The organism is Bacillus pretiosus (genome assembly GCF_052947655.1).
Map to the genome: position 1 here is coordinate 2,250,327 of NZ_CM129593.1, position 12,030 is coordinate 2,262,356.

The window sequence follows — 12,030 nt, forward strand, 5'->3', positions numbered from 1 at the left end:
TTTTTAATCGTTATTTAACATTTTTGAGAGCATTTTATTTGTTTTATACAATCCGTAAGTTAAATCACGTTGATCTTCTTCACTTAGTTTCTCAAGATTATTAGTGAAATTATTATATATTTGTTTCCATCTCTCATAATGTACCTTTTCAGCCTTTTCTGTTAGAGAGATTAATATAGCTCTTTTGTCTACCGTATCTTGTTTTTTTATAATGTATCCATTTAGTTCTAAATTACGAACTGTTACGCTTAATTGTTGTTTAGGTATGTTTAAATAACTGGCAATCATTTTTAAATTTACAGGCACCTTTTTTTGTGCGATATATTCCACTACGTGTTGCTCTATATGTGTAAATTCAGATGATTTTTCCGATAATAATTTGAAAGTACCTGACATATTTAATAATAAATTCATGTATTCGTTTAATAATTCGTTTTGGGTCATCATTTTCGCTTCCTTTATGCATTTAGTAATTATTTTATTACTATTTTAATGGTAAAACAAGTGATTTAATCCATCATAGTAAATTAATGTTTACTATGATTTATTTTTAAAATTATATGAATTGAAATAGAAGAGTATGAGAGATGCTTTTAGGAGAGGAGAGTATGACCGGAAAGGGAATATTACTAAATACATATAACTAATGCATGCAATGTCTTTTTCAGTTATTATGTTGTAAATAATTTTATGATAAAATCTTTAACATAATGAAATAAAGGGGTAGTATTCTATGGGGTATTTCTCAAATGGTTTATTAGTTCTGTTTGTGCTTATCGTATGCAGTTGTATAATTTTTGGTTGATAATATAATGAGAGTCTTATAAAAAAGAAGTTATCTTAAGTGAGATAACTTCTTTTTATTTTATGTTAAGAAGGAATTATATTGTTCTTAGGGAAGTTTGTATAAATTAATTTCATATTAAAGATAATTGTATGAAATAAAAACAAACGAGAAAATAAGGAGTATTTACATGAATAACAGTATAAATTATACAATGGAACACCCAACAAATTTCAATGGATTATTAACTGTATATGAATCTTTAGGATGGAATTCTCTTCAATTAACGGTTAACGAGTTAGAACAAATGTGTAAACAAAGTTGGTATGCAATGTATGCTTTTGATGATAAGAAGCTAGTAGGGATGGGGCGTATTATATCAGATGGCGTGATAACAGGCGTTATTTGTGGTGTTTGTGTATTACCAGAGTATCAGTCCATTGGTATTGGAAAAGAAATAGTAGAACGATTAATCCATCACTGCGAACAAAACAAGGTAATTCCTCAACTTATGTGTGTGGAAAAATTGCAATCTTATTATGAATCTATGGGGTTTGAGGCATTTTCTGTTGGAATGACAAAACACATTATAAGATAGTGGAGCTTTATATTTCCAGTTTATTCGTACATATCTTCAAACTTCAGTATAAAGGAGAATTGCTATATGGAGATTGCTAAAGGGGTAGAAATGTTACAACTTGAGTTTCAAGAATTTATCCCGCTTTAATGGGCAGTAAGACCCCCACCTCAAAATTCAACGAAAGCAAAGAATTTAGGTGGGGGATCAACTGCCCATAAAAGTCCGATTGGTTCAACTAATAATCAGTTGGGGATGAAGAAAACCCCCACTGATTAAAGTTTCACTTTATTATTCACCCAATTCTTTTATGAGAGATGAAATGGCAGTTTTAATAGATACTGGTTTTCCTGGACAATTTGAAGATATACAAGTAGGGATGGAAAAGGTTGGGGTATCATTTGATAAGTTAAAAGTCGTGATTTTGACGCATCAGGATATAGATCATATAGGTAGTCTTCCAGAGTTATTGCAACGCTGTGGAAGTAATATTAAAGTTTATGCGCACGAGTTAGATAAGCCATATATTGAGGGAAATTTACCTTTATTGAAAGATGGAAAAGTCGAGAATCCACCAAAAGGAAAAGTGAGTAATACTGTGATTGATGGGCAAGAACTTCCGTATTGCGGTGGGATACTAATTCTACATACCCCAGGACACACTCCAGGTCATATTAGTTTATATTTGAAACAAAGTAAAACCCTTATTGCAGGAGATTCTATATATAGTGTGAATGGAAAGTTAGGAGGAATTCACGTCCTAACTACTTTAAATGTTAAGGAAGCACAGCAGTCTTTGAAGAGGTATTCAAATCTTGATATTGAATCGGTAGTTTGTTACCATGGGGGATTAAGTAAGGAGAATATAAAGATTCAAATTCAAAATTTGTAAAAGTTGAAGAGGAATTTTTTGTTAAACTGAGCTGAAGTATAATCTAATTAATAGTAAATAAATAAAAGAGCATGTTTGAAAAAAATTCAAACATGCTCTTTTATTCAAGAAAATCTATTTAATATTAATGACCTAACCCGTTCCAATAAAAAGAAACGATTTTTTTTGCTAAGTTATCTATATTTGAAGGAATATCATTATGGCTCTCATCCTTAAAATTTCCCATTGATAATAAAGAAACGAAAGCGTAAGCAGCAAATGTAGCATTTCCTTTTGGGATTTCTCCAATTTGCATTGCGTTATCGAGTGCTTTTTCTAATACTTCATACATGTTGTCTTCAGCGTCTTTTAATTCTTTCAATTGTTCTTCAGATAATGATAGTTTTGCATCTTTCATAAAATTCTTCATATCAATATCCATCGTTGCGTGTAAGTAGACTTTAGCGAAGTCCAATAATCTTTCTTTTAAAGTCTTATTTGTAGAAAGGATTTGAGACATATTTTCGCGTATACGTATCATCATTTGAATCATAGTAGCGGTAAATAAATCTGCTTTTGTTGAATAGTAATAGTAGACGGTTGCTTTCGTAACACCACAAACTTTTGCGACTTCATCCATGGAAACGACTTGATAATTTTGAGTAAGAAATAGCCGAGTTGCCACTTCCAAAATGGTTTCTTTTGTAGATTTTGTATTTTTATTTTGACGAGGCCTTCCGAGAGGACGTTGTTTTTGTTCCAAATCTATTCGCTCCTGACATGTATTGTTGAGATAATTATAACACAAATTTTTATTCATTCTTGATTAATTAACCGACCAGTATATATAATTAATAGTGGAAGAAAAAAGGAAGGTGGGTTTTTATGAAAAAGCACCCGTTACATATGTTAGGGAGGCTTGTAGCAGGGAAGCATACACAATGGATAACTTTATCAGTATGGATTCTTATTACATTATTACTTTCATTTACGTTACCACAAGTAAATAGTACAAAAGAACCGAATCCGAAAAATTTACCTGAAACAGCTATGTCGCAGCAAGCGGAAGCACTTATGAAAAAAGAGTTTCCGAATAATGCAGGGAATCCTTTATTAGTAGTATGGTATAAAGATGATGGATTACAGTCACAGGATTATAAACTCATACAAGACGTTTATAAAGAATTAAAGGCCAGTCCTTTAAAAGAACAATCAACGTTACCACCATTTGATACAATACCAGAACAAGTATTATCAAAAAGCGCATCAAAAGATGGTACATCATTTGTCACACCGGTATTCTTTAATAAATCTGCCGGAACAGATATATTAAAAGGAAATCTTGAAGATTTAAGAAAGATAGTAAATAGTAAGGTGAAGGAAGATCCATTTAAACAAAAAATAAGTGAATCTGGTTTACATGTTCGATTATCTGGACCTGTAGGTATTCAAACTGATGCGGTTAGCTTATTTAGTCAAGCTGATGTGAAGCTGTTAGTTGCTACTGTACTACTCGTATTAGTCTTATTAATTTTACTGTATCGTTCACCAATTTTAGCAATTTTACCTTTACTTGTTGTGGGCTTTGCATACGGTATTATTAGTCCTACACTTGGTTTTTTAGCTGATCACGGATGGATTAAAGTAGATGCCCAAGCGATATCAATTATGACAGTATTATTGTTTGGTGCTGGAACGGACTATTGTCTATTTTTAATTTCGAGATATAGGGAGTACTTGCTAGAGGAAGAAAGTAAATATAAAGCATTGCAACTTGCAATTAAAGCTTCTGGCGGAGCAATTATAATGAGTGCGTTAACTGTTGTACTTGGATTAGGAACATTATTACTCGCTCATTACGGTGCCTTTCATCGATTTGCGGTACCATTTAGTGTTGCTGTATTCATAATGGGAATTGCTGCTTTAACAATTTTACCAGCGTTATTATTAATTTTCGGTAGAACTGCATTCTTCCCATTTATACCGAGAACAACTTCAATGAATGAGGAATGGGTAAGAAAGAAAAAGAAAGTTGTAAAAGTTAAAAAATCAAAAGGTGCTTTTAGTAAAAAACTTGGAGATGTCGTAGTACGAAGACCGTGGACAATAATTATGCTCACTGTATTTGTTTTAGGTGGATTGGCTTCATTTGTACCACGTATTCAATACACATATGACTTATTAGAATCGTTTCCAAAAGATATGCCTTCACGTGAAGGGTTTACGTTAATTAGTGATCATTTTTCAGCTGGAGAACTAGCACCAGTAAAAGTTGTTGTTGATACGAAAGGAAAAGAGCTTCCTATTAAAGAAGAACTAGAGGGATTTTCTTTTGTAAATACAGTAAAAGACCCAAAAGAGGGTAAAGAAAATAAGCAAATACAAATGTATGAGGTTTCTTTAGCTGAAAATCCATACTCAATTGAAGCGTTAGATCAAATCCCTAAATTGAAAAGTAGTGTAGAAAAAGTATTAAAAGATGCTGGGATTAGTAATGCAGAAGATCAACTATGGATTGGCGGAGAAACAGCATCATTATATGATACAAAGCAAATTACGGAACGTGATGAAGCAGTAATCATTCCAGTAATGATTAGTATTATAGCTTTATTATTACTTGTTTACTTACGATCAATTGTCGCGATGATTTATTTAATTGTAACTGTTGTATTATCGTTCTTCTCGGCACTAGGAGCAGGGTGGCTATTGCTTCATTATGGTATGGGAGCGCCGGCCATTCAAGGTGCGATACCGTTGTATGCATTCGTATTTCTGGTTGCTTTAGGTGAAGATTATAATATCTTTATGGTTTCAGAAATATGGAAAAACAGAAAGACACAAAATCACTTGGATGCTATAAAAAATGGCGTTATACAAACAGGTAGTGTCATTACATCCGCAGGTTTAATTTTAGCAGGAACTTTTGCAGTGTTAGGTACACTTCCAATTCAAGTTCTTGTTCAATTTGGTATTGTAACTGCAATTGGTGTACTACTAGATACATTTATTGTTAGACCATTACTTGTACCAGCAATTACAGTTGTTCTAGGTCGCTTTGCTTTTTGGCCAGGAAAGCTTTCAAGAAAGAGTGAAGAAGTACAAAAGGTGGATGCATAGTTAAGAAAGCCAAGGATATTTTCCTTGGCTTTCTTCTATGTATTTTATTAATTTTTTGAAGTCAAATCATCAGTTACAGCATGATCAGCATCTTCAATAGCAGTTTCTGGCATTCCATATAAGCCGTTCATTGCTTGTTCTTCTACATTAAGGTTTACAGTATTATTATTTTGAATAGGTGTATTGTTTGCGATAGCATTATCTTTTTTATTTACATTTTTGTCATTCATGTTTGAATCCTCCAAACGTCAGTTGATTTATTAATAGTATGTGGTTGGATTTCAATAAATATGTGAATGAATTTTTGTAGATGTTATATAATTAAATAAAAACTTTAACTATTAGGAGTGAACAGGTTTGGTGAAAACAAGAAAGTTAGCCTTCTAAAATAAAAAAATTTTAGGAGGCTATTACAATGAAGTTTTATATAATTGACAGAGAAAATTGGAATAGAGAGCAGTATTTTGAACATTATTTAAAGTTGAAATGTACGTTTAGTATGACTGTGAATGTTGATATTACGAGGTTATTAAAGGAATTACATCAAAAAGGAATAAAATTTTATCCCGTTTTTATATATTTAATTTCTAGAGTAATAAATAATCATAAAGAATTTCGAACATGTTTTAACGATGAAGGAGTTTTAGGATATTGGGAGGAAATGATACCAAGTTATACAATCTTCCATAAAGATGATAAATCTTTTTCAAGTATATGGACGGATTATTCTAATGATTTTCACATTTTCTATAAAAACTATGAAGAGGATATGAGGTGCTATGCTGGTGTTCATGGTCTCTTCACAAAAGAAAATGTTCCGCCAAATGTTTTTCCTATTTCTAGCATACCTTGGGCTAGTTTTACTGGATTTAATCTTAATATTAATAATGATGGTGATTTTCTATTACCAATTATAACTTGTGGGAAATATTTTAATGAAGAAAATAAGGTTATGCTACCAGTTTCATTACAAATTCATCATTCGGTTTGTGATGGATATCATGCGAGTCGATTTATAGAGGATTTACAGGAGTTAAGTAATAGTTGCAACGAGTGGCTAAAGTAATATCTAATTTTTAATTATACACAATTGAAAATGAATAAAAGAGGAGAACATGTTTATATAGCATGGTCTCTTTTTTATTCATTAATGCTAAGTAACAGTGGAAAATATAGGTTTATTTGTAGTTTAATAGTAAATGAAGTTATTAATTTTAATTTTCTTTATTTTATAACTATACGGTTCGCAAAACTTATTATCTTGTAACAATGAAGGAGAAAACAAAAATGATAATAATATCTATAGAAAAAGCTACAATTTTAGATGCTGAAAAGTTAACAGAAATAATGACAAGAACATTTGATGAAGAAGCAAAACGATGGCTATGCGGTCAAGGTGATGTCATTGACTATAACATCCAACCACCAGGCTATTCTTCAGTTGAAATGATGAGATATTCAATCGAAGAACTGGATTCTTTTAAGGTAATAGTGGATGACAAAATAATCGGAGGAATTATAGTTACGATTTCTGGTAAGTCATACGGTCGAATTGATCGTATTTTTGTAGATCCTGATTATCAAGGAAAAGGAATTGGATCACATGTTATTAAATCAATTGAAGTGGAATATCCAAGCATAAGGGTTTGGGATCTCGAAACATCCAGTAGACAACTTAATAATCATCATTTTTATGAAAAAATGGGCTATGAAATAATTTTTAAATCTGAAGATGAGTATTGTTATGTAAAAAGAATAACTGTAGAGTCAGCTAAAGAGAACCTGATTAAAAATAATGATATGAAAAATAGCCAATATGAAAACTGTAATCTAGCAAATACAGAGTATTATCAAGTGAATTTAAAAAACAGTTCCTTTGTTGGTAGCAATATGATGAATATGAAGATGAGTAATTGTAATGTGAGTCAATCAAAGTTTAGAAATATAAATTTTAAAAGTTCTTTATATGCCGATTTAAATCTTTCCGGTAGTAAATTTTCTTTTGTGACTTTAGGTGGAGTTCATTTTAAAGATACAAACCTTGGAGAAGGTAAACATCCTATTTCATTTAATAGATGTGATTTGGAAGGTAGTGCGATAAGTAATAGTAATCTGAAAAATATGGAAATAGAAAATTGTGATATAACTGGTATGAAAATAAATGGTATTCCAATTGAAAATCTGCTGGAGTTATATAATAGAGTAAAAAGTTAACTAAATTGTAGATAAGGATAAGCTGTTCAAAAATTGGATGTTATACTGAAATGATTATGTAAAAATAACATAAAGAAATATAGAAGAGAAGGGGTTTCACCCGGGGGTCTAGAATGAATAATGTATTGTTATGAATATGGAGGGGAGAAAATATGGAGATCAAACTAAGAGCGGTAGAAATACAAGATGCTAGAGCAATTCATCGTATATGCATACAAGATGATGTATTACCTTATATGGTTTTCTTACCTAGTATGCGTGTAGATGCGATGGAAAATAGAATTCGTAATTTAGCGCCAAATCAATTTGAATTTGTTGCAGAGTATGATGGAAAAGTTGTTGGATTTGTTGGATTAACCCAAAGCCCAGGACGTAGATCTCACTCGGGGGATTTGTTTATGGGGGTAGATAGTGAATATCATAATAAAGGCATTGGGAAAACACTTCTTACAAAAATGCTTGATTTAGCTGATAATTGGTTAATGTTAGAGCGAGTAGAGCTTGGTGTTTTAGAAACGAATCCGAAAGCGAAATCGCTATATGAAAAATTTGGATTTGTAGAAGAGGGAATAAAAGTAGGGAATTTGAAGGCTCACGGAAAGTTTATTAATGAAATTATGATGAGTCGTTTTAGACCTGATGGTTTAATTGTACATAATGAATAGTGAAAAGCATGACAAATTAATGTCATGCTTTTTTATTTGTTAGTTGTGATTCGGTAGTTTTGGTTGTAATAAGAATAATGCTAAACCAATAAAAATAAATGTAATGCCTAGCCCTTGTTGTAAAGAAATAGTCTCATTTAATATAAAGTACGCTAGTATACAAGTTCCAATCGTTTCTCCTAAAATACTCATAGAGATTACAGTAGCACTCATCCATTTTAATAACCAATTAAAAACTGTTTGCCCTAAAATTGTAGCAATAAATGCTAAGCCGATAAAGCACAACCAAGTTTGTGTAGAGTAATGGATGAAAGATTCTTGCTGCATGTAGGAAAAAATACCGAGAAAACAGGCGCTACTTCCATAACTAATTACCGAATACGGTATAAGTGATAAATCTTTACGAACATGTTGGCTAATGAAAAAGTAAGTGGTAATAATTCCGGCCGCAATAAAGGCTAAAATGTCCCCGTATAAAGCTTCTCCACTAATTTGGAAGTCTTGCCATCCGATGACGATACTTCCTGAAATAGCGATGAGGCAACCAATGACCGCTCCTTTCGTAAATCTCTCTTTAAATAGAAAGTAACCACCAATCATTGAAAATAAAGGTTGTAACGTTACGATAACTGTAGAACTCGCTACAGAAGTATATTGTAATGATTCAAACCATAGTACATAATGTGCAGCTAAAAATAGCCCGGATATGAATCCGAATCCCCATTGTCTGTTTGTTACTGTTTTTAGCTCGTTTCGATTATTTTTATTAAATAGTAATAACGGTAATAGAATCAGTGCAGCAAAAAATAAACGGTAAAAAGCAATGATAGCCGCAGGAGCATCTGCCAATTTTACGAAAATTGCTGAAGTTGATAGGGCGAATACGCCGAAAAATAAGATGCAATATGAAAGAATAGGTGATTTCACAGTTTGTCCCTCCGATAGATTGTTTATTATAATGAACTAAATACGATATAATGTACAAAGGTAAGTATATAAGTCCTTAAGGCGATAGGAAAGGATTATTTGCCTTTGTTTACTATGTCAGCACAAAGACAACGAAACATGCAATATGATGAACGAAAGGAAGGTTTTACTATGATACATGATAGACTCGGACAAACTGTATTAAGTTATCGTAAGAAAAATAATATGACAATTCGTGAATTTGCTGATTATGCAGGAATTAGTACTTCACTAATTAGTCAAATTGAACGAGGATATGCGAATCCTTCTTTAAGTGTATTGGAATTAATTGCGAAAGCATTAAATGTACCGCTATTTACACTTTTTATTAATGAGATTGATACAGATTCACTCATTTCTAAGAAAAAAGATCGAAAAAAAGTGTATCGGGAGAACAATGATCACATTGTATATGATGTATTAACACCGGATTTTATGAAAGCACGAATTGAAATGTTAATAATGGATTTAAATAAACAAGCAAACACAACGGAAAGTCACTATTCACATGAAGATAAAGAAGAGATTGCTGTTGTTATGAAAGGAGAAGTGTATGTGGAGTTAGAAGGAAAAGAATATTTTTTAGAAGAAGGCGATGTTGTACGTATTCCGCCAAATGTGAAACATCGCTTTTTGAATAAAAGTGATGAATCCAATCATATTTTATTTGTATTGACACCATCTTTAGGATGAGTATTAAGTGATTTTTATTACGGGGGAAAAATAGATGGAAAATAAAACTGTTTTAAGAGAGGGTCTTTCAATTATTTCTCAGTGTAAAAAACAAACAAATGATATTTGGCATGCGCATTTCGGAGCAGCTGCAATTGCTAGTTATTTTTTTATGAAAGATAACAATATGGAAGAAGAGATAAATCGTAGTATGTATTCTCAAACAAAAATGATGTTGAACAATCAAAACTTAGGTGAAATCATCGATAGTAAAAAAGAAATTGATTTTCAAAGTGCTGAAAAACTGATTATAAAATCAATGGAGCATACAATTGATGAACTTCATTGGGTGGGGCATAATGTCATTTATGCTGCATTAAGTTTATTAGCTATGAAAGAGTTACAAAAATGGGGGAATAATCAAGCAATTGAGGGAATTACTAACCTTATATTATCGTTTCGAAAAACAATTCCTGGTAGATCGTGGATTGGTTTTACGACGAAGGAAGTAAAACAATTAAGTATAAACGATGAGATAGAAAGTGAATTCAAAAACCCGAAACAATTATCTAAGTTTATTTTAAAGGAGCTCTCGCAATTTAATATTATTTATAGAGCGGAAGCGCATCATGATTTAATTGGTCATTTGCTTACTTTTTCTCATGCAATTAATATTATGTATGATTTAGGGCATAGAGATATATTCCAACGAGGGATACGTCCACTGTTAAAACTAGTATACGTGTTACGTGCTAGTCAATATCTTATGCCGAATACTGAAATTAACTTGCACTCACCTATAGATCGTTTACCTTTAATCGAATCAAAACGTGCTTATGTATTACCAACAGAAAATCAATTTTGGCTAAAAGACTATAGTGCGTTTGATTGGGATTTCGGGCATGTTTTTAAATTCTCATATAGTTATTTTGATCATATAAAGAGAGCTCCAGAATATAAAGATATTACATTAGAGAAATTCCGATTTGTTATTAATACATAATGAAGTCTAATGATCTGTATAAAGGGTTAAATTTAAAATTTTTTGTTGATAGGTATATTATTTTTTTATTTGTAAGATTTTACATGCTTATTTTACTTTTACTAATTATGTAAATAGGCTATACTAAAATACATATATTTTAGTATTGGAGAGAGAAGTAAAACGACATGGAATTAGTGAAATTGGAAAAAGTCATTGAAATAAAGAAAGAAGAACTTTTATATTTAGTATCGGATTACGGAATTCAACATGAAAAAGTATTGGCATTAAGTCAAGAAATAGACAAATTGATTAATTACTTTATGTTTTTAAAATAAAAAGAACTATGGCATGATTTGAAAATGTTATAGTTCTTTTTTATTTGGAAATTCAGATGTATATTCTATATACTGATAATAGATAGAATATTCTGTTTTGAAGGAGGGAGATATATGATATTACATACGCACATTTCAGGCGAAGGGGAACCAATTATGCTTTTACACTCTGGTAGTATGACAGGTTTAGTAGAGTATGAAGAGCAGGTAGCATTTTTTCGAGAAAAAAACTATCAAATCATTCGTCCTGATTTAAGAGGACATGGAAGATCAGGGGGGACGTTGGAGAATTATTTCCTACGATCTGTAAAGGATTTACATGATACGTTAGTACATTTACAAATTGATAGATGTCATATAGCTGGTGTTTCACTAGGAGGATTAGTCGCTTTATTATTTGCAAAAAAATATCCAGATAAAGTGAGAACATTAACTTTTTCAGGTATTTTTCCGGTTAAGAGAGAAAATTGGGAAGAGTCTCAGGAGTATGAAGCAAAGTGTCATCAGGAATTGATGGAAAATAAAGAACTTATAACGTATATGAATGAAATTCATGAGAAAAGTGACTGGAAAGCATTACTTGAATCGTGGCAAGTTAAAGATTGGTACCCATTTGATGAAACAGGTGATGTAGCTAATCTTCAAATACCTACACTTTGTATTGCTGGGGGAGATGCAGAAGAAGAAGTTACAGCTACTACAATGTTCAAACAATTAAACGATAATATTTATATTGCTGTTATTCCGTTTGCTGGTCATTTAGTGCATAACGATCAACCTGAAATATATTCGAATATATTGTCTAATTTCTTACAGAATGCACAAGCTGCTAGTCGAATATAAG

13 protein-coding genes and 1 pseudogene are annotated in these 12,030 nt (G+C 31.6%); 10 read left to right on the plus strand and 4 right to left on the minus strand.

From position 1 onward, the window contains the following. Positions 1–3: 3 nt before the first annotated feature. Complete coding sequence (locus ACU8YW_RS11580) at positions 4–444, minus strand: MarR family winged helix-turn-helix transcriptional regulator (RefSeq protein ID WP_088609711.1); 441 nt, start codon at positions 442–444, stop codon at positions 4–6. 530 nt (positions 445–974) lie between these two features. Here ACU8YW_RS11580 and ACU8YW_RS11585 point away from each other — a divergent pair. Then, entirely contained in the window at positions 975–1,382 is a 408-nt protein-coding gene (locus tag ACU8YW_RS11585; protein WP_088609712.1) for a GNAT family N-acetyltransferase, read from the plus strand. Positions 1,383–1,651: 269 nt separating this feature from the next. Continuing rightward, positions 1,652–2,253, plus strand: a pseudogene (locus ACU8YW_RS11590) (MBL fold metallo-hydrolase). Between the two features lie 124 nt (positions 2,254–2,377). On the opposite strand, the gene ACU8YW_RS11595 reads toward ACU8YW_RS11590, so the two are convergent. Continuing rightward, the gene (locus ACU8YW_RS11595; RefSeq protein WP_426933812.1) at positions 2,378–3,001 is read right to left on the minus strand and encodes a TetR/AcrR family transcriptional regulator; all 624 of its coding nucleotides are present in this window, start codon (positions 2,999–3,001) and stop codon (positions 2,378–2,380) included. Positions 3,002–3,117: 116 nt separating this feature from the next. Between ACU8YW_RS11595 and ACU8YW_RS11600 the strand changes: the two genes are divergently transcribed. Then, positions 3,118–5,349 (plus strand): MMPL family transporter, encoded by a 2,232-nt coding sequence (locus ACU8YW_RS11600; RefSeq protein WP_426933684.1) that lies wholly within the window; start codon positions 3,118–3,120, stop codon positions 5,347–5,349. A gap of 47 nt (positions 5,350–5,396) precedes the next feature. Here ACU8YW_RS11600 and ACU8YW_RS11605 read toward each other — a convergent pair whose 3' ends face one another. Further along, the gene (locus tag ACU8YW_RS11605; protein WP_000998381.1) at positions 5,397–5,579 is read right to left on the minus strand and encodes a DUF4021 domain-containing protein; all 183 of its coding nucleotides are present in this window, start codon (positions 5,577–5,579) and stop codon (positions 5,397–5,399) included. 185 nt (positions 5,580–5,764) lie between these two features. Here ACU8YW_RS11605 and catA point away from each other — a divergent pair, with 185 nt between their 5' ends. From catA to ACU8YW_RS11620, 3 genes are all read left to right on the plus strand, one after another. Continuing rightward, positions 5,765–6,415: a type A chloramphenicol O-acetyltransferase gene (catA, locus tag ACU8YW_RS11610; RefSeq protein WP_088063332.1), complete on the plus strand. Its 651-nt coding sequence runs from the start codon at positions 5,765–5,767 to the stop codon at positions 6,413–6,415. A 221-nt stretch (positions 6,416–6,636) separates the two neighbouring features. Beyond that, entirely contained in the window at positions 6,637–7,563 is a 927-nt protein-coding gene (locus ACU8YW_RS11615; protein WP_088063333.1) for a GNAT family N-acetyltransferase, read from the plus strand. 152 nt (positions 7,564–7,715) lie between these two features. Further along, positions 7,716–8,228, plus strand: coding sequence for a GNAT family N-acetyltransferase (locus tag ACU8YW_RS11620; RefSeq protein ID WP_088063334.1), 513 nt, complete (start codon positions 7,716–7,718; stop codon positions 8,226–8,228). A gap of 39 nt (positions 8,229–8,267) precedes the next feature. Here the strand turns inward: ACU8YW_RS11620 and ACU8YW_RS11625 are convergent, their stop codons facing one another. After that, positions 8,268–9,155, minus strand: a complete 888-nt coding sequence (locus tag ACU8YW_RS11625; RefSeq protein ID WP_088063335.1) for a DMT family transporter — start codon at positions 9,153–9,155, stop codon at positions 8,268–8,270. A gap of 171 nt (positions 9,156–9,326) precedes the next feature. Here ACU8YW_RS11625 and ACU8YW_RS11630 point away from each other — a divergent pair, with 171 nt between their 5' ends. From ACU8YW_RS11630 to ACU8YW_RS11645, 4 genes are all read left to right on the plus strand, one after another. After that, entirely contained in the window at positions 9,327–9,887 is a 561-nt protein-coding gene (locus ACU8YW_RS11630) for a helix-turn-helix domain-containing protein (protein WP_000581036.1), read from the plus strand. Positions 9,888–9,921: 34 nt separating this feature from the next. Continuing rightward, positions 9,922–10,869 carry a hypothetical protein gene (locus ACU8YW_RS11635; RefSeq protein ID WP_088063336.1) on the plus strand — a complete coding sequence of 316 codons (948 nt, stop codon included), beginning with the start codon at positions 9,922–9,924 and terminating at the stop codon, positions 10,867–10,869. Between the two features lie 167 nt (positions 10,870–11,036). Beyond that, complete coding sequence (locus tag ACU8YW_RS11640) at positions 11,037–11,186, plus strand: aspartyl-phosphate phosphatase Spo0E family protein (protein ID WP_000424361.1); 150 nt, start codon at positions 11,037–11,039, stop codon at positions 11,184–11,186. A 114-nt stretch (positions 11,187–11,300) separates the two neighbouring features. After that, positions 11,301–12,029 (plus strand): alpha/beta fold hydrolase, encoded by a 729-nt coding sequence (locus tag ACU8YW_RS11645; RefSeq protein ID WP_426933683.1) that lies wholly within the window; start codon positions 11,301–11,303, stop codon positions 12,027–12,029. The last annotated feature ends 1 nt before the right edge of the window (position 12,030 follow it).